Below are 18210 nucleotides of genomic sequence, written 5' to 3'. Positions count from 1 at the left end.
TCAGCCTTTGGCCAGCATCAGCAGCGCCGCGGCGCTGATCGCCGTTGCGTAGGGAAGAGACGTGCGGCGGCGGATGCGCCGGCACTCGACGATCAGGACGCGGCGCAGGAACGACGCCGAATGGCGCAGCCGCGGCGCCGGGACGATGCGTTCGAGCAGCAGATACAGCAGCGCGAGAACGCCGCCGGCCAAGGAGACCGCAAGGACGAATCCGGGGACCAGGGTCGGCGGTATTAGGATGGCCGTGGCACCAAGCAGCTTGACGTCACCGCCGCCGAGCCAGCCCCGGCGCCAGCAAAACGCGGCCAGAATGAAGACGGCAACGCCGCAGACAACGCCGGCGGGAAGGTGATGGTCGAGCAGGCGTAGCGCTATGCCATCGGCGGCAAGAGTAGCCGACAGCCAATCGGGGATGGTGCGGAAGCCGATGTCGTGCAGCGTCGCGACCGCCAGCCCGAACGCCGCCATCAGGATCAGGAGACCAACTGGAGCCAACGTCATCGGCCGACCCTCGGCATGATAGTAGGGGCTGTGCCGCGCTGCGAAACAGCCCCTGCTGTTGCTACTTGATGCCGCCGTTCGCTGTGCCGACCGACGTGCCGATCTTGGTGAAGGTGGCCGAGATATCGGTTCCGAGTGTGGTCACCGCTGTAATGATCACCCCGGCGATCAGCGCGGCGATCAAGCCATACTCCAGCGCGGTGACGGCGCGCCGGTCGGTCTTCAGAGCAAGCCAGGTCGTCAGATAAGCGTACATGAGAGATATCCTTTTCAAGCGCGGATTGCGCCTTTCGCCGAAAGCCGCCCGCTCCGCGCTTCGGGAAGAGATGCACTCGGATGGACATCGTCGGCCGCCTCTCCCTGGCATGAAGTCAAACCGATCCCGCGGGATGCGAAACGGTCAAAATAAAAGCGCCCTACGACAAGGCGGCCCGAGCATGGGCAGCAAAGGTTAACGAATTGCTTACAAGATCAATTTTTTGTGGCTACCGAGGGCCGAAATACCTTGATCGACCGCGCCTCCGCCGACATCAGCACGACGTAACGATCCGACTGCGCAACCCGCGCGGCCAATGGCGCCTGGCTGCTCAACTCGATCGCGCCGCCGAACATGCCGCTCGCCATGTCCCCGGATCGCCAGGCGGCCATCACCCTGCGGCGATAGGTCTCCCCCTCAACCGGCATGCCCGAGTGATAGCGCGCAACCGCGGCGGACCAGTCTCCGGTCTGGCTGTGCAAAGCCGTCAGGAAGCGGGCCGCGTAGTCGGCGTTGCTATCCGGGTCGAACGCCTGTTGCAGGCTGGCAAATGCGTTCGGGTGGAAGAACAGATCGACCTGGAAGCAGCCGACATCGATGGTCCGCACACCCCGCGCCTGCAGCGTCTGAACAAACGCCACCGCCTCGGCCTGGGTAGCAAAAAAACTGCCGGCGCCGTTGGCGTTCACCGTCCAAGGCCAGGGCGATACGCGGTGGGTCAACCGGTCGAAGCGCCCGCTCTCCACCCGGCCGATGGCGCCGACCAGGTCGGGCGGCAGCGCCCATTTGCGCTGCGCGGCGGCGGCGGCGGCCAGGCAGGCGCTCGCCGGCTCCATCGCCACGCCCGGAACCGCCGGCAGCGAGGCACACAGCAGCAGCGCCAGGACGATGACCCGAAACATCGCCGCAGTGTGCCGCTGATTCGTTACTCCGAGGTAAATGCCAGCACAGCTCGTCGCGGTCCAACCCTCGCTCGCGAACCCCCAGTCGTTAATCCGGTATTAACCAATTACGGCGCATCGTTCGCCGATGAACCGGCCGCATCCGTTCCGTCTAGGTTGCGATCGTCGTGGTGTCGCGGCGATTGAGTTCGCCTTGGTGTGCATGCCGTTCACCCTGTTTCTTATGGCGGTTCTTGGCGTCGGACTGAATTTCTACCTGCAGCAGGCGCTCGATTACGCCACCCAGGCGGCGGCGCGCCAGGTGCAGCTCGGCCTGGTGCCAGCAGCCGACACCCAGGCGGACTTTATTACTAAAGTGTTCTGTCCGAGCTTCGGCCAGTTCCAGGCCTGCGGCAACCTTTTCGTCGATCTGCGGCCGGTGACGGATTATCAGCAACTGACCAACCCCGGCGTGCCGGATGCCCCCGACAGCACCGCGACCACCGGCTTCGTGTTCTGCCCCGGTCAGCCCGGCCAACTTATGTATATGCACGTCGTTTACATCCCGCCATCGCTCGGTGCCTTGTTCGGCATGACCCCGACCGAGACCGCCATGATCGGCAATGCGTCTTTCGCCAACGAAAACCCGGGCGGCTTTGCCGTGCCGCCTGCCGGCGGGTGCTAGGATGGGCAGACATCGCAAGCGCGGCGGCAACGCCGGCCTCGAATTCGCCCTGATCTCGCCGGTGTTGCTGACCTTGTTCCTTGGCACCATCGACATCTCGAACGCGCTGCTGACCGCGCGGCGCATGACGCTCGCCGCCGGGTCGGTAGCCGAGATCGCCAGCACCACGTCGGTGCAATCGGCTGCGCTGAACCTGCTGACCGACGCACAGGCCTGGCAGGCCACCACGGCAGCATTTGCGCTGTTTCCCGGCTGGACCTACCCGCCCGCGCTAAAGACCTTCGCGATCACCATTTCGGCCGTCGATTTCAGCGCCTCACCGTCCGGCTGCACTGAAAATTGCAGCTACACCGCCAAGGTAAAATGGAGCGTGGCCAATGACCTCGGCCAAACGCAACTGCGCCCATGCGGGGCGTTGGCCGAGGCACCGGACACCGACGCGCCGTCGTATCAGACCCTGCCGGCGGGCAATTTCGGCCCGACATCGCTGTTCGTGGCCGACATCTCCTACACCTTTCGGCCGGCGTTCTTCGGCTTCGTGACCGGGGACATCCCGATGATGCAATCGGCCTATATCTCACCGCGGATCAACAACGACACCGAACTGGTCGCCGCCGGAGGCGCCGGCGTCAGTAACAACTGCGAGCCGTCAAGCTGATGGCGGCCCCTGTAGGCAGTAGGTTGGGCCTGGGCGGCCGCATCCGCCGCGGCGGCAACGTGCTGCTGCTGGTCGCACTGACGGCGGTGCCGCTGACCGGGATGGTGGCACTGGCGATCGATTTCGGCCTGGCCAGCAACGCCAAGGCCAAGCTCGACCTGGCCGCCGACTCCTCAGCGCTGCTGGCAACCACCGCGGCGTCGAATGCCTGGAAGGCCGGCGATGCCGACGCGGTGCCCAAGGGCATCGCGGCGGCGCAGGCAAGGTTCCAGTCGCAGCGCGGCTACCAGCCCGGCGTCGCCCTGGGCCCGGTGAATGTCGCGCTCACCCGCAACGGCGGCCTGTTCAATGCCAGCGTCAGCTATACCGCACAGGTCGCCACCACCTTCGCCCGCGTGCTGGGGTTCACCGAACTGCCGATCGGCGGCAACTCCAGTTCCAGCCTGTCGCTGAACCCGTACGTAGACATTCAGATCCTGATGGACGTGTCATCATCGATGACGGTCGCGGCGACGCCGGACGACATCGCGCGGATGACGGCGCTGACGAATAATTTCCACCCACAAGGCCCACTGCCAGGCAATGTCGAGCCCGGCTGCGCCTTCGCCTGCCACTGGAGCACGACCAACGAAGACTATTATCAGTTGGCGATAGACAACAACGTCCAACTCCGCATCACCGTCTTGCAGCAGGCGGTAACCGGTCTCATTAACACGCTGATAGGGCAGGACGCTGCCAACGGGTTTCGGCTCGGTCTGTATACGTTCAGCCAGCCCGATGCCGCCAAAAACGTGTTGCACACGATTAATCCACTCAGTTACGATATCGCATCAGAAACCCAATCCGTCAGCACAATCATTCCGGATATCAACGACTGTTCCAGCAACTGTCCCGACACTTATTTCAGCGCTGCCATGACCGATCTGACCGCGCTCGACCAAGCGCAGCCGCAAGGCGGCGATCAGGCACCGCAGCGCTTCCTGTTCGTGGTCAGCGACGGCGTCTATGATCAGTATGCGTCCAACGGTGCACGCCAGATCGGCGCATTCAACCCGGCCGATTGCGCCGCCATCAAGGCGCTGGGGGTGAATATCCTGGTGCTCTACACACCCTATACGCCACTGCCGACGAACTCGTTCTACGTGGACAATGTGCAGCCGATCTCGCCGCAGATTGTGCCGAATCTGCAAGCCTGTGCCTCGTCGCCGAACTTTTTCTTCACCGCCAGTGATGCGAACGACATCAAGACGCAGATGCAGAACATGCTGCAGCTCGTGGTGCGCTCAACCAGCCACCTGACCAACTGATCGCCGCGCACCCCCTACAAACCGAACGCCTGCAACAGCGCCAGCGTGCGCGTCGGCTTGCGCGGCCGCGCGGCCATGAACGCGCGCAGGTCCGCCGGATGATCGATATCCAGCCCGATCCCCGGCAGCCGCAGGATAACCGGTTCGATGCCGTGCGCCCGCGCCGCCATCAGATGCGGAAAATAGCTGTCGTCGCCAAACCGCAGCGGCACCGAGAACGGCGGATCGCACAGCACCGCGTTCGATCCCAGCTCGTCATGCGCCGGCACGATGGTCAAACCCGGCACCCCGGCGCGGGACGCCACAACCGCGTCAACCTCGGCCGCGGTGACACGCGGGATATCCCCCGGCAAGGTCAGCAACGCGGCGTTGCCCTCGGCGCGCAGCACCCGGCCCATGCCGTTGACCGCGCCGGTGTGACCGTCCAGCGCCCCTTCGTTGACCACGCGCGCGCCGTATCGAGCAGCCAGCCGAGCCGCCTCGGGGTCGATCGTGTCGACCAGAATACCGGCCAGCCGCGCAGCGCCGGCCAGCGCCGCCAGCACATCCTCCAGCATCGTCGCCGCCAGCAACGCCCGCTGCGACGGGCTCAGCAGCGACGCCGTGCGCTGCTTGGCCCCGGCGAACGGCTTGACCGGAACCGCCGCCCAAACCCCACTCATCGCCCCACGCCCGTCATCGCCCCACGCCCGTCATCGCCCCACGCCCGTCATCGCTCCACATCCGTCATCGGCGCCCGTCTATCACCGGAGGCCGCTATGGCGGAGCCCACGCAGTTCGCGCCGCCGCAGCACCTTCGCCGCGTCCAGCACGATCCGGGCCAGCGCCTCGCGATCCTCCAGCGTGGTCATCAGCGTCCGCGCCAGGGTGACCTTGGCATCGATCGACACCACCTCCGCCATGTCGGCGTGATCGATCACATAGCCATCCAGCAGCTCGGCGTAACGCTGCGCCACCGTCCCAGCCGACGGATCCAGCCCCAGCTCGGTCATCATCTTCGCCGTCGGACCCTTCACCGCCCGCCCGGCGATGATCGGCGACACCGCGATGATCGGCGCGTTGCAGCCGATCAGCGCGTCGCGCACCCCTGGGATCGCCAGGATCGGTTCCACGCTGATGAACGGGTTGGACGGACAGATCACCACCGCCTCCAGCGCCGGATCAGCCAGCGCGGCAATGAACGCCGGGTGAGGTCTGGCTGCCCCGGCGCCTTGGAACTGCAACTGGCTGACCACCGGCTCGCACCGCCGATGCACGAAGTATTCCTGAAAATCCAGCCACCCGAGATCGGTCAGCAGCCGGGTGCGCACCGGATCGTCGGTCATCGGCACCACGGCGGGGCCAACCCCCATCCGCCGGCACAGATCGGCGGTCACCGCCGACAGCGTCTCCCCCGCCTTCAAACGCCGCGTCCGCTCGATGTGCAGCGCCATGTCGCGGTCGCCCAGGCGGAACCAGGTCTGCCCGCCCAGCGCCTCCATCGTTGCCATGAACGACCAGGTCTCGTCGTGCCGGCCCCAGCCCAGCTCGCGGTTCGCGAGACCAGCCAGCGTATAGGCAACCGTATCGATATCGGGCGAGATCGACAGCCCCAGGTGCTCGAAATCGTCGCCGGTGTTGACGACGACCAGCAGGTCCTCGGCAGGCATGACACGCGACAGGCCAAGCGCCAGCTTGGCGCCCCCTACCCCGCCGGACAAGGCGATGATCACCGGAACAGATCCTCCTCGGGCGGGCGTACCATGTCCGCGACCGGCACGTTCGGCGCCCGCCAGGTCAGGCCGCGGACCACCACCACCGGCTGTGCCTCGGCCGCCTGACCCTGCAGCAAGGACGCCGCCGCGGCAATCTCATCGGCGAAACCGATGATGCTGACCTCCAGCGTACGGCCGAACAGGTCAGGCTGGCCGCGCAGGTCGATCAGCGATGGAATGCCCGCCGAACCGATCGCGACGCCGGCGGTGCCGCGCCGCCAGGGCCGCCCGAAACTGTCGCTGATCACCACCCCGACATCGGCGCGGGCCGCCAGCGCCGCCCTGATCGCCGCGGCCGAACCATCGGGGTCGAGCGGCAGCAGCAACGCGCGCTGGTGCCCATCCGCTGCGGCGATGTTGGACTGATCGACACCGGCATTGGCCATCACGAACCCCAGCCGGTGCTGCATGATCATCAGGTTCGCCCGGCTGCGTACCACCTTGGTCGACTCCGACAGCACGACCTCGACGATCCTTGGGTCCTTGCCAACCTCGGCGCCCAGCCCGACCGCCCGCGGCGATGCCACCACCTGCGCCAGATCGACCACGCGACGTTCGGATTTCGATACGATCTTCTGCGCCACCACCACGACGTCGCGATCGCGCAACACCTGCCCGGCGCGGTCGAGCCCGGCCAGGATCAGCGCGGCCAGATCGTCCCCACCCTGCACCATCGGCAGGCCGGGGATCGCAAACAGCTCCAGGCGAGCGGTCACCTCAGCCGAAGCGTTGGCGCAGCTTCGGCAGCACCAGTTCGCCGTAGATCTTCATGAACCGAGCCTGATCGTTGCCGGGGGCGTGAAACACCAGATGCCGGAACCCCATGTCGATATAGGGCTTGATCTTCTCGATATGCTCGTCCGGGTCGGACGACACAATCCAGCGGCTGGCGGCGCGTTCGAGCGGCAGCGCATCGGCCAGTTGCTCCATCTCCCGCGGGCTGTGCACCGTCGTCTTCTCCTCCGGCGTCAGCGCCAGCGCCGCCCAGATGCGCGTATCTTCCAGCGCCCGCTGCCTGTCGGTGTCGAACGACACCTTCATCTCGATCATGCGGTCGAAATCGGGCTTCGGCCGAGACGACAGCCCCAGCCCCTCGGCCACGTTGGGCAGCAGGGTCTCGGTATACAGATCCCACTTCTTGCCGCTGGTGCAGATGAAACCGTCCGCCATCCGTCCGGCATACTTGGCCACCTGAGGCCCCGCCCCGGCAACATAGATCGGCAAGTGCCCAGCCGGCTTGTCGTAGAGCGTGGCGCCCTGGGTCTTGTAGTACTCGCCCTCGAACGTCAGGTGGTCTTCGGCCCACAGCTTGCGGATCAGGCTGATCGCCTCGCGCAGGCGGGCAAACCGTTCCTTCATCTCGGGCCAGGCCATGCCGGTGGACGGCACCTCGTTCAGCCCCTCGCCCGACCCGACGCCCAGGATGACGCGGCCGGGGAACAACGACCCCAGCGTGCCGAACACCTGGGCCACCACCGAGGGGTGATAGCGGAAGGTCGGGGTCAGCACGCTGGTGCCCATCACAATGCGCCGTGTGCTGGCACCCAGCGCGCCCAGCCAGGCCAGCGCCGACGGGGCGTGGCCGTCGGTGTGCCTCCAGGGCTGGAAGTGATCGCTGACGAATACCGTGTCGAACCCGGCGTGCTCCGCCTCGACCGAGAAATCCAATAGTTGGCGGGGTGCGAACTGCTCCGCCGATGCCTTGTAACCGAGCCTCAGGGCCATCAGGCTGCCTCCTTCAGTTGCGTCACGCTACCGCCGGACCGATGTCGCGGCAATCCGCGCCGGGTGGGCGACTGGTCTGCCCGCGCCGAAGGGCGCCGGTCTGCATTCGCGTCCACCCCGCCAGGCGCTGCGGCGCACCGAAGCCGCGGCGCCGCGGCATGCGTAGGTCAAAGCTGTGATGCCACGGCATGCTGCGGTCAAAAAGCCGCGGTGCCGCGGCATGCTGCGGTGCGGCATAGGCTTTGCGTGTCAGGTTGTCATGCATGCCGGCGATGCGCACACGTGAAGGTTCTGCTGGCCGACGACGACACGGAACGGGCCGGCGCCGTTGCGCGCGTGCTGGCGGCCGACCCCGGACTGTCGGTGGTGCGCCTTAAGCCCCTCGAATCGCTGGCCGACGCGGTCGCCGGGCTGGCGCCCGACGTCGTGCTGGTGGACATGGCGCGGCCCGACCGCGACGCGCTGGATGGCATCCGTCAGGTCGCTGCGCTGGATCAGCGCCCGGTGGTGCTGTTCGTCGATCAGGACGATCCCGCCTTCATGGAAGAAGCCATCCTGGCAGGGGTTTCGTCATACAATGCGATCGGCACCCCGCCACCCGACGTCAAGCCGATCCTGCGCGCCGCCGTCGCCCTGTTTCGCCGTCATCAGCGCGCGCGCGACGATCTCAGGCAAGCCGAAACCCGGCTGCACGAGCGCGCGGTGATAGACCGCGCCAAGGCCATTCTGATAAAGCAACGTCGGCTCAGCGAGCCCGACGCCTACAAATGGCTGCGGCGCACCGCGATGACGCGCGGCCGGCGCATCGTCGATGTCGCGGGCGAACTGGTCAAACGCATGGAGGGGAACGCGGAATGACCCAAGCGGTCCGCATCGGGCTGTTGCGGCTCGTCGATAGTGCCCCGGTGATCGTGGCCCAGGCCGACGGCCTGTTCGCCGAGCATGGGTTGCAGGTCGACATCAGCATCGAGCCGTCGTGGTCGAACATCGCCGACAAGCTGACCTACGGCGTGCTGGACGCCGCGGTGATGCTGCCGCCGCTGGCGCTTGCCGCCTGCGCCGGACTGCGCGGGGTCAACGCCAGACTGGTGGTGCCGATGTCGCTCAGCCAGGGCGGCAACGCGATCGTCGCCAGCACCGAGGCCGCCGCCAGCCTGACCAATGGCGGCGCTCGGCTGAATTTGCTGCAATGGCTGCGGTCGCAGCCGGCGCGGCCGCGCTTTGCCGCGGTGCACGCGTTTTCCACCCACAACCTGCTGCTGCGCTACTGGCTGGCGTCGGCCGGCGCCGACCCCGATCGCGACATCGAAACCGTGGTCATTCCGCCCGAGAACGTGGTGGAGGCGCTGGCCAGCGGGGCGATCACCGGGTTCTGTGCCGGTGCGCCCTGGGGCGACGTCGCCCAAGCCCAAGGGGTGGGTCGCGTCCTGCTCGGCACCTCGGCGATCTGGCCGTTCCATCCGGAGAAATGCCTGTGCGTGGCGGAAAGCTGGGCCGAGGCCAATCCCGCCGCGCTGCATCACCTGCTGCGCGCCGTACTGCGCGCGCAACTGCACTGCGACCGTGCCGAGCACGCGGCCGGGATCGCCGGCTTGCTGGCCGACCCCGACGGGCTCAACCTGCCGGAGGCGGCCTGTCGCGCCGCGCTGCCGGGGGGCGTCGGGGCCGAGTTGATCCGTTTCCATGCCAGGGAGGCCTGGTTTCCGGCGCGCGCCCATGCGCTGTGGTTCCTGACCCAGATGCGCCGCTGGCGCTGGATCGGCGAGCAGACCGACCTCGCGGCGTTGGCGGTTCGGGTTTACCGTCCCGACCTGCTGGGCCCGGCGATCGAGGCCGAGGGCCTCTATTCGGCGGCCGGGCTGCCGGCGCTGGAAACCACGGCGATGCTGCCGATGCCCAATGACGATGCATTTGCACCCGGTATGCGCGGTCGCCGATAAACGATCCAGAAATCGACCGATTTTAGTCAATTTGGTCACATTTTATACGACATTTGACTGATTTTTGGCCTATCGCGTCGTCGCGCCACGTCGGGGACGGCAGAGTCGACCCGCAAACCCAGTTGGCACCCATCTTGCGAGACCGGCCTCGTCCGCGGCCACCATAGGTGTTGCCACGCACAGACCTAGAGACCCTGGCGGGCCTGCCCAACGAAGGGCCGGCCCCGATCCTGAAGCGCCGAATCCCTTGGCAATGGCGCTTCCATCCGCCCGACCGGCACGCCAACGGCGGCCTGCCCTCGCGAGTAACACCAATGCACAAGGGTTTCCTCAAGGCCGGCCACCTGCCGACCCTGTTTGCCGCGTTCCTCTATTTTGACCTCAGTTTTATGGTCTGGGTGCTGCTCGGCCCGCTGGGCGTGGCGATCTCCAAGGCGCTGCATCTCGATCCCGCGCACAAGGGGCTGATGGTTGCGACGCCGGTGCTGGCGGGCGCGCTGCTTCGCCCCGTCCTCGGTCTGCTGGTGGACCGCTTCAAGGCGAGACGGGTCGGCATCGGGGCGCAGGTGGTCGTCATCGCCGGCCTGATCATGGCCTGGGTGATCGGCATCGACAGTTTCGCCGCCACCCTGCTGTTGGGCTGCGTGCTGGGCCTGGCCGGCGCCTCGTTTGCGGTGGCGCTGCCACTGGCGTCTTCCTGGTATCCGCCCGAGTTCCAGGGCACCGCGCTGGGCATCGCCGGGGCCGGCAACTCCGGCACCGTGCTGGCAGCACTGTTCGCCCCCGCGATGGCGATCGCGTTCGGCTGGCAGAACGTCGTCGGCCTGGCGGCCATTCCGCTGAGCGTGGCGCTGTGCGTGTTCATCTTCGCCGCCAAGGATAGCCCCAACGCGCCGCCGCCTAAGCCGCTTGCGGCCTACTTCCAGTTGCTGAAACAGGCAGATTGCTGGTGGTTCATGTTCTTCTACAGCGTGACCTTCGGCGGCTTCGTCGGCCTGGCGTCGTCCTTGACCATCTACTTCAACGACGCCTACGCCCTGCCGCCGGTCATCGCCGGATACTGCACCGCCGCCGTGGTGTTCGTGGGCTCCATGGTCCGCCCGCTGGGCGGCGCGGTGGCCGACCGGTTCGGCGGCGTGCGCGCCCTCGCGGTGCTCTACGCCGTCGCCGCCTGTGCCTTCGCCGCCATCGCCGGCGGCCTGCCCACGATCTATCTGGCGATGCCGGTGTTCGTCGTCGGCATGCTGGCCCTCGGCATGGGCAACGGATCGGTGTTCCAACTGGTGCCGCAGCGCTTCGGGCGCGAGATCGGCATCATGACCGGCCTGGTCGGCATGAGCGGCGGTATCGGCGGCTTCTACCTCGCCTCCAGCCTGGGCTACTCGAAGCAGCTTACCGGCAGCTACGGCGCCGGCTTCCTGGTGTTCGCGCTGCTCGCCGCGGTCGCGCTGGTCAGCATCACCGGGGTGCGCCGCCGCTGGCGCACCACCTGGGCCGACCTGCACGGCGCGGCGCGGGTCTAGGGCGAGGTCGCGATGACCAAGCCGGACCCGCGCGAAGCCGGCCGCCCCCGCCTGGTTCTGGTCGGCAACGGCATGGCCGGGGTGCGCGCGCTGGAGGAAATCCTTGCCCGCGCCCCACACGCCTTCGCCATCACCGTGTTCGGCGCCGAACCGCACGGCGGCTACAACCGCATCATGCTGTCCCCGGTGCTGGCCGGTGAGCGCACGTTCGAGGCGATCACCACCCATCCCCGATCCTGGTACCATGAAAACGCTATCGAACTGATTGCCCCGGAACCGGTCATTGGCATCGACCGTGCGGCAAAGACCGTCACCGGCGCGCTGGGCACCACGCGGCGCTACGACGTGCTGATCCTGGCGACCGGATCGAACCCGGTGATCATTCCGCTGCCCGGGCACGACCTGCCGGGGGTCATCGGGTTTCGCGACATCGCCGACGTCGAACGCATGATCGCGGCCAGCAAGTCCGGCCGCAACGCCGTGGTGATCGGCGGCGGCCTGCTCGGGCTGGAGGCGGCGAACGGCCTGGCGCGCAACGGCATGGCCACCACCGTGCTGCATTTGATGCCGACATTGATGGAGCGCCAGCTCGATCCGGTCTCGGCCGATCTGCTGCGCGCCGACCTTGGGGCGCGCGGCATCAAGGTCATCACCGAGGCCGACACCAAGGCGATCATCGGCACCTCCAAGGTCGAGGCCGTACAGCTTGCCGACGGCACGCGTCTGCCAGCCGATATCGTGGTGATGGCGGCGGGCATCCGGCCCAACATCGCACTCGCCAGGCAGGCCGGCCTGGCCTGCGCCAGAGGCGTCGAGGTGGATGACGCCCTGCTGACCAGCGACCCCCGGGTCCATGCGCTGGGCGAGTGCGTGCAGCATCGCGGCGCGCTGTTCGGCCTGGTCGAGCCGCTGTACGACATGGCGCGGATCGTCGCCGATCGGGTCTGCGGAACGGCTGCCAGCACATATACCCCAGCGCCGACCGGAACCCGGTTGAAGGTCACCGGCATCGACATGTTCTCGGCCGGTGATTTCGTTGGCGACGACACGACCGACCACCTGGTGTTCCGCGACCCTGCCCGCGGCGTGCACAAGAAGCTGGTGGTCCGCGACGACCGACTGATCGGGGCTGTGCTATATGGCGAAGCCGCCGACAGTGCCTGGTATTTTAATTTAATATGTAACGAAATTGATGTTTCGGCACTGCGCGATACGCTGCTGTTCGGACCGGTCGAAACCACCACCGTGCCGCTCGAAGCATTGCCCGAGATCGCCGAAATCGACTACCCGGCCGGCTCTGGCGGCGTCCTGCTTGCGGTGACCGAGCTCTGACTGAGCTAGGCATGACCGGGCCGGTGCGCACCACCTGCCCCTATTGCGGCGTCGGCTGCGGCGTGCTCGCCCAGCTCGACCAGACCATCCGCGCGGATGCGCAACATCCCGCCAACCAGGGCCGGCTCTGTTCCAAGGGGGCGGCGCTCGCAGCGACGCTTGATGACGCCACGAGGCTGACCCGACCGATGCTGTTCGGCAAGCCCACCGGCTGGGACCAGGCACTGCGGGCGGTGGCCGACGGGTTCCGCGACACCATCGCCCGGCACGGCCCGGATAGCGTCGCATTTTACGTCTCGGGCCAGTGCCTGACCGAGGATTACTACGTCGCCAACAAGCTGATGAAGGGCTTCATCGGCACCGCCAACATCGACACCAACTCGCGGCTGTGCATGGCATCCTCGGTGGCCGGGCATGTCCGCGCCTTCGGCGAGGACGTGGTTCCGGGCGTCTATGAGGATTGGGACGAGGCCGACCTGGTGGTCCTGGTCGGCAGCAACGCCGCCTGGTGCCACCCGGTGCTTTACCAACGGTTGCAGGCCGCTCGTCTTGAGCGCGGAACAAAGGTCGTGGTGCTGGACCCCAGGCGGACCGCGACGGCGGACCAGGCCGACCTGCATCTGGCGTTGGCGCCGGGCAGCGATGTCGCGGTGTTCAACGGCCTGCTGGCCTATCTGCACGCTGCCGGAAAGATCGACACGCCCTGGGTCGAGCGCCACACCAGCGGATTGGCCGATGCGCTGCGCGCTACGGCGGAGTCGGCCGACCTTGGAATCGCCGCCGCTCAATCCGGTATCGATCCGGAACTGTTGTGCGCGTTCTACGACCTGTTCGCAGACACGGACCGGGTGATGACGGTGTTTTCGCAAGGGGTGAACCAGTCCGCCAGCGGCACCGACAAGGTCAACGCCATCATCAACTGCCATCTGGCGACCGGGCGCATCGGACGGCCCGGCGCGGGGCCGTTTTCGGTCACCGGCCAGCCCAACGCGATGGGCGGGCGCGAGGTCGGCGGCCTGGCCAACCAGTTGGCCGCCCATATGGATTTCAGCGATCCCGAACAGCGCGCCGCGTTGCAGGCGTTCTGGCGCTCGCCCACGCTGGCGCCGAAGCCCGGATTGAAGGCGGTCGAGCTGTTCGACGCGGTGCGCGACGGGCGCATCAAGGCGCTGTGGATCGCCGCCACCAACCCCGCCGCCAGCATGCCGCGCGCCAACCGGGTGCGCGCCGCCCTGGCCGCCTGCCCGCTGGTCGTGGTGTCGGACTGCTGGGCGACCGATACCACCGCGCTGGCCGATATCGTGCTGCCGGCGGCGGCCTGGGGCGAGAAGGACGGAACCGTCACCAACTCCGATCGCCGGATCTCGCGCCAGCGGCCATTCCGCGCCGCGCCCGGCCAGGCCCGCCCGGATTGGTGGCAGTTTGCCGAGGTCGGCCGCCGCATGGGCTGGCCCGACGCGTTCGCCTGGCGCAACGCCGCGGCGGTGTTTCGCGAGCACGCCGCGTTGTCCGGCCACGCCAATCAGGGCCGGCGGATGTTCGACATCAGCGCGCTGGGCCGCCTGGATGACGCCGGCTTCGACGCCATGGCGCCGGTCCGCTGGCCGCTGCCGGAAGGTTCCACCGCGGAGGCCGGACGACTGTTCGGCCAGGGCGGATTTTCCACCCCGGACGGCCGCGCCCGGTTCGTGCCGACACCGTATCGTGCCCTGCCACCGGCGGAGCTGCGGCTGAACACCGGGCGGGTGCGCGACCAGTGGCACACCATGACCCGCACCGGACTGGCACCGGCGTTGATGGCGCACACCTCCGAACCGCTGCTCACCATCCATCCGATCGACGCCGCGGCCGCCGGTATCGGCCAAGGCGACTTGACGCGGCTTGCGACCGAGCACGGCGAAACTCTGCTGCGGGCCGATCTGCGCCACACCCAGCGCCATGGCGAGGTGTTCGCCCCGATGCACTGGACCGATCGGTTCACCTCTGCCGGCCCGATCGCCCGCCTGGTCAGCGCCAGGATCGACCCGGTCTCGGGCCAGCCGGAACTGAAAGCGACGCCGGCCACGCTCGCCCCCGCCAAGGTGCATTTCCACGGCCTGCTGCTGCGCCGCGGCGGCGGTGCGCTGGCGGAGGATTGCCATTGGGTCCGGGTGCCGATCGCCGAGGGCCAGATGTATCGCCTGGCCGGCCTGCGGCCGTTACCGAACAACGGCGATGCGCGCGATTTCGCCGTTCGACTGCTGGGTCTGCCCCAGAGCGATGTGTCCCAGGGCGATGCTCCCCGGAGCGATGTGCCCTACACCGGCGATTGGCTCGAGGCCTCCGACCCAAGCCGCGGCGTGCTACGCGTGGCGGTGATCTTCGACGGCGCGCTGGAGGCCTGCCTGTTCCTGACGCGCGATCCGGCCGCGCTGCCCGCCGAGGCCGCGGTGATCCCGATGCTGGGCGCGCCGGTGCCGGATGCGGCGCGGTCGAAAATTCTCTCCGGCCGGATGTATGACGCGAGCGCCGCCGACGGCCCCCGGGTGTGCGCCTGCTTCGCGGTCACCCGCAACGCGATCCGCCATGCCGTGGTCACACAGCGGCTGGAGTCGGTGCGCCAGATCGGTGCGCTGCTGCGCGCCGGCACCAATTGCGGCTCCTGTGTCCCTGAACTGGAGGAGATTCTGCGCGATGTTCGCCAGCCCGCCGCTTGATGCAAGATCGCCGGCCGCCGACCGATCGCCCGACGCCGACCCGGGCCGCCTGAGACCATCATCGATCGGTGGCGCGACGCTGGTCGGAGCAGGTCCCGGCGCCCCCGACCTGCTGACGCTACGCGCGGTGAGGGCGATCCAACGCGCCGACGCGGTGCTGTTCGATGCCCTGGTCGATGCCTCGATCCTGGATCTCGCCCGGCCTGACGCGCGTCGCATCGACGTCGGCAAGCGATGCGGCCGCCACGCGATGAACCAGGCGGCGATCAACCGGCTGATCGTCACCCTGGCACTTTCCGGCGCCCAGGTGGTGCGGCTGAAGGGCGGTGATCCCTTGCTGTTCGGGCGCGGTGGCGAGGAACTCGATTATCTGCGCGCCGCCGGCGTACCGGTCGAGGTGGTGCCCGGCGTCACCGCCGCCTGCGCCGCCGCCGCCAGCCTGCAGGTCTCGCTGACCCACCGCGATGTCGCGCGATCGGTGCACTTCATCACCGGGCATGCCAGCGATGGGCAGGTCCCGGCGCACGACTGGCGCGCGCTGGCGGCAAGCGGCGGCACCATCGCCGCCTACATGGCGGCCAACACGCTCCGCCGAGTCGCCGCCAACCTGATCGAGGCCGGGCTCTGCCCCACCACGCCGGCGGTGGCGGTGACCAACGCGTCACGCCCGCGCCAGACCCACGTCCATGCCACCCTGGCGACGCTGCCCGACCTGCTTGAGGCAAACCCGCCCAGCGGTCCGACACTTGTATTGATCGGTGCGGTGGTGCGGCATTCGCAGGCCGATCAGGACGCGCAGCACGTTGGAGGCCTCGCTGCCTGACGCGGTCAAGCCGCCGGCGATGATCAAAGCCGCGGCTCGTCGCTCAACAACGCGTCCAAAGTAAACTTGCAGGCTTGCGGCAATGGGAGGGCCGGCTCGCCTTCCAACGAATCGGGCATCGCGGCGAGTGCATCAGCATAAAGCCCGGCCAGGTCGATCTTTTGCCGCATCGATGGCACAAACCGCCGCCGAGCCTGCCGGCGAAAGTCGATTGCATCAGCTCGCCAGCTCGGCTCGTCGTCGGACAGCGGCCACGCCTCGGCTTTCAACATGTGCCGCAACGCCTGGGTCAGCAGAGCTTCGACCGCGTGCAACCGGTTGCTGCCCACGTCCTCGATCTCCTCGGCGATGTTGGTCCAGTCCAGTTCGACATCGTTGACCAGCTCGCCGGCGGCCCGCCGGCGCAGCAGCGCGGCCTGGTGCTCGGACCAAACCAGAATGTCGGCGTCATAGTCGGTCATCGATCGCTCCTGGTTCATCGGACGGCCCGCTCCGGGGCGCAGGGTGCGCAGCTTCCGCAAGCATGACCGTGCCAGGCGAAACGTTCAATCTCGGCACCTGCAACCCCCCGGTTCGCCGCCGCCACTGCCCGCCGCCGGGCCGCCCGCTCCGCCGCTCAGTGAAACTCCGGCAGATCAGCGGTGGCGGTCACCGCCTGGCCGACACCCATGCGATTCCAGGCATCCAGCGCGGCGATCTTGTAAGCCTCGGCCAGCGTCGGATAGTTGAACGTATTCTCGATGAAGTAATCCAACGTGCCATGCAGATTGAGCACCGCCTGGCCGATATGGACCAGTTCGGTAGCGCCTTCGCCGACGATATGCACCCCCAACAGCCGGCGCGTCTTCAACGAGAAGATCATCTTCATCATCCCGTTGTTCAGCCCCATGATGTGACCGCGCGAGGTCTCGCGGAACCGCGCGATGCCGTTCTCATACGGGATGCCGCGGCGGCGAACTTCTTCCTCGCTCATGCCGACGGTGGAAATTTCCGGCACCGAGTAGATGCCATAGGGGAAATAATCCGGCGCCGGCGGCAGCGATATGTTGAACGCGTGGCACGCCGCGATCCGCCCCTGCTCCATCGAGGTGGACGCCAGGCTGGGAAAGCCGATTGCATCGCCCGCCGAGTAGATGTGCGCGACCTCGGTCTGGAAGGTTGCCGGGTCCACCTTCAGCCGGCCACGCTCATCCGGGGTCAGGCCACAGGACGCCAGATCGAGGCTGTCGGTCGCGCCCACCCGCCCGGCGGCGTACAGCAGCATCTCGGATCGGATGCGGCGGCCGTTCTCCAGGATGGTGACCGGCCAGTCCTGCTCGAACTCGATGCGTGCGACCTTGGCGCCGAGCCGGATCGACATGCCGCGGTCGCGCAGTTGGTGGGTGAAATCCTCGGTCAGTTCGTGATCGATGAAATCCAGCAGGCTGGACCGCGACTCGACCAGGGTGACGCTGACGTCGAGCGCGCTGAAGATTGTTGCGTATTCGACGCCGATTACTCCGCCGCCGACCACGGTCAGGCTGCGCGGCAGGTGGGGAACCTCGATGATCTCGTCGCTGTCGAGCACGTTGGCTGCGTTGAACGGGACGTCGGCGGGGCGGAACGGACGGGTGCCGACGGCGATCATGATCTTGTCGCCGGACACCATCCCGACGCTGCCGTCGCCCGCGGTGACCTCGATGTCATGCGCGTCGAGGAAGCGGGCCCGGCCCAGCATGGTCTGAACCTTGTTGCGGGCAAATTGATGCTCCAGCACATCGACCTCGTGGTCCAGCGTCATGTGCAGCCGCATCATCAGGTCCTTCGCCCCGATGTCCTTCTTGACCCGATAGGCGCTGCCGTAGAACCCGCGCTCGCGCCAGCCGGTCAGGTTCAGCACGGTTTCGCGCAGCGTCTTGGACGGAATGGTGCCAGTGTGCACCGATACGCCACCCACCCGGCGGCCCTGTTCGACCACCAAAACCGAGCGCCCCAGCTTGGCGGCCTGGATCGCGGCGCGACGCCCCGCCGGGCCACTGCCGATGACGATGAAATCGTATCGAGTCATTGTCGCGTGGCTCACCTGCCTGTTGCCTGCACGCTAGACCGTTTCAACGCCGAATGGGAGGAAAATCGCCCGGATTGACGCC

18 protein-coding genes are annotated in these 18210 nt (G+C 67.4%); 9 read left to right on the top strand and 9 right to left on the bottom strand.

Annotated elements, in window-relative coordinates; translation table 11 throughout:
- The 3 genes from ACQY4Y_RS20035 to ACQY4Y_RS20025 all read right to left on the bottom strand — a co-directional run bounded on the left by ACQY4Y_RS20035 (position 1) and on the right by ACQY4Y_RS20025 (position 1659).
- Entirely contained in the window at positions 1–501 is a 501-nt protein-coding gene (locus tag ACQY4Y_RS20035) for an A24 family peptidase (RefSeq protein WP_428492348.1), read from the bottom strand.
- Between the two features lie 61 nt (positions 502–562).
- Positions 563–757, bottom strand: coding sequence for a Flp family type IVb pilin (locus tag ACQY4Y_RS20030; RefSeq protein WP_428492347.1), 195 nt, complete (start codon positions 755–757; stop codon positions 563–565).
- A 215-nt stretch (positions 758–972) separates the two neighbouring features.
- Positions 973–1659, bottom strand: coding sequence for a transglycosylase SLT domain-containing protein (locus tag ACQY4Y_RS20025; RefSeq protein WP_428492346.1), 687 nt, complete (start codon positions 1657–1659; stop codon positions 973–975).
- 127 nt (positions 1660–1786) lie between these two features.
- Between ACQY4Y_RS20025 and ACQY4Y_RS20020 the strand changes: the two genes are divergently transcribed.
- Genes ACQY4Y_RS20020 through ACQY4Y_RS20010 form a run of 3 tightly spaced genes read left to right on the top strand, consistent with a single transcriptional unit; the run spans position 1787 to position 4288 of the window.
- A complete protein-coding gene (locus ACQY4Y_RS20020; RefSeq protein WP_428492345.1) occupies positions 1787–2323 on the top strand; it encodes a TadE/TadG family type IV pilus assembly protein in 537 nt (178 codons plus the stop codon).
- Between the two features lies 1 nt (position 2324).
- Positions 2325–2981, top strand: coding sequence for a TadE/TadG family type IV pilus assembly protein (locus ACQY4Y_RS20015; RefSeq protein WP_428492344.1), 657 nt, complete (start codon positions 2325–2327; stop codon positions 2979–2981).
- Positions 2981–4288 carry a TadE/TadG family type IV pilus assembly protein gene (locus tag ACQY4Y_RS20010; protein ID WP_428492343.1) on the top strand — a complete coding sequence of 436 codons (1308 nt, stop codon included), beginning with the start codon at positions 2981–2983 and terminating at the stop codon, positions 4286–4288. Before ACQY4Y_RS20015 ends, ACQY4Y_RS20010 begins: the two co-directional genes overlap by 1 nt.
- A 14-nt stretch (positions 4289–4302) precedes the next feature.
- On the opposite strand, the gene cofC is transcribed toward ACQY4Y_RS20010, so the two are convergent.
- The 4 genes from cofC to fgd all read right to left on the bottom strand — a co-directional run bounded on the left by cofC (position 4303) and on the right by fgd (position 7767).
- Complete coding sequence (cofC, locus tag ACQY4Y_RS20005) at positions 4303–4950, bottom strand: 2-phospho-L-lactate guanylyltransferase (protein ID WP_428492342.1); 648 nt, start codon at positions 4948–4950, stop codon at positions 4303–4305.
- An 81-nt stretch (positions 4951–5031) separates the two neighbouring features.
- Complete coding sequence (gene cofD, locus ACQY4Y_RS20000) at positions 5032–6000, bottom strand: 2-phospho-L-lactate transferase (RefSeq protein ID WP_428492341.1); 969 nt, start codon at positions 5998–6000, stop codon at positions 5032–5034.
- The gene (gene cofE, locus ACQY4Y_RS19995) at positions 5997–6758 is read right to left on the bottom strand and encodes a coenzyme F420-0:L-glutamate ligase (protein ID WP_428492340.1); all 762 of its coding nucleotides are present in this window, start codon (positions 6756–6758) and stop codon (positions 5997–5999) included. Before cofE ends, cofD begins: the two co-directional genes overlap by 4 nt.
- Before the next feature lies 1 nt (position 6759).
- Positions 6760–7767, bottom strand: a complete 1008-nt coding sequence (gene fgd / locus ACQY4Y_RS19990; RefSeq protein WP_428492339.1) for a glucose-6-phosphate dehydrogenase (coenzyme-F420) — start codon at positions 7765–7767, stop codon at positions 6760–6762.
- A gap of 282 nt (positions 7768–8049) precedes the next feature.
- On the opposite strand from fgd, the gene ACQY4Y_RS19985 reads away from it, so the two are divergent.
- From ACQY4Y_RS19985 to cobA, 6 genes are all read left to right on the top strand, one after another.
- On the top strand, positions 8050–8625 hold the full coding sequence (locus tag ACQY4Y_RS19985) for an ANTAR domain-containing response regulator (RefSeq protein WP_428492338.1): 576 nt from the start codon (positions 8050–8052) through the stop codon (positions 8623–8625).
- Complete coding sequence (locus tag ACQY4Y_RS19980) at positions 8622–9707, top strand: CmpA/NrtA family ABC transporter substrate-binding protein (RefSeq protein WP_428492337.1); 1086 nt, start codon at positions 8622–8624, stop codon at positions 9705–9707. Before ACQY4Y_RS19985 ends, ACQY4Y_RS19980 begins: the two co-directional genes overlap by 4 nt.
- Before the next feature lie 314 nt (positions 9708–10021).
- Positions 10022–11230, top strand: coding sequence for a nitrate/nitrite transporter (locus tag ACQY4Y_RS19975; RefSeq protein ID WP_428493683.1), 1209 nt, complete (start codon positions 10022–10024; stop codon positions 11228–11230).
- Between the two features lie 12 nt (positions 11231–11242).
- On the top strand, positions 11243–12562 hold the full coding sequence (locus tag ACQY4Y_RS19970; protein WP_428492336.1) for an NAD(P)/FAD-dependent oxidoreductase: 1320 nt from the start codon (positions 11243–11245) through the stop codon (positions 12560–12562).
- 11 nt (positions 12563–12573) lie between these two features.
- Entirely contained in the window at positions 12574–15258 is a 2685-nt protein-coding gene (locus ACQY4Y_RS19965; protein ID WP_428492335.1) for a molybdopterin-dependent oxidoreductase, read from the top strand.
- The gene (gene cobA / locus ACQY4Y_RS19960; protein ID WP_428492334.1) at positions 15236–16081 is read left to right on the top strand and encodes a uroporphyrinogen-III C-methyltransferase; all 846 of its coding nucleotides are present in this window, start codon (positions 15236–15238) and stop codon (positions 16079–16081) included. The genes ACQY4Y_RS19965 and cobA overlap by 23 nt, the downstream gene beginning before the upstream one ends.
- 23 nt (positions 16082–16104) lie before the next feature.
- Here the strand turns inward: cobA and ACQY4Y_RS19955 are convergent, their stop codons facing one another.
- Complete coding sequence (locus tag ACQY4Y_RS19955; RefSeq protein WP_428492333.1) at positions 16105–16542, bottom strand: DUF29 domain-containing protein; 438 nt, start codon at positions 16540–16542, stop codon at positions 16105–16107.
- 155 nt (positions 16543–16697) lie between these two features.
- Positions 16698–18128 (bottom strand): Si-specific NAD(P)(+) transhydrogenase, encoded by a 1431-nt coding sequence (gene sthA, locus ACQY4Y_RS19950; protein ID WP_428492332.1) that lies wholly within the window; start codon positions 18126–18128, stop codon positions 16698–16700.
- Positions 18129–18210 lie beyond the last annotated feature (82 nt).

The sequence above is a fragment of the Rhodopila sp. genome (assembly GCF_965277165.1).
Taxonomy (GTDB): domain Bacteria; phylum Pseudomonadota; class Alphaproteobacteria; order Acetobacterales; family Acetobacteraceae; genus Rhodopila.
This window is presented reverse-complemented; position numbering and strand designations above follow the sequence as displayed.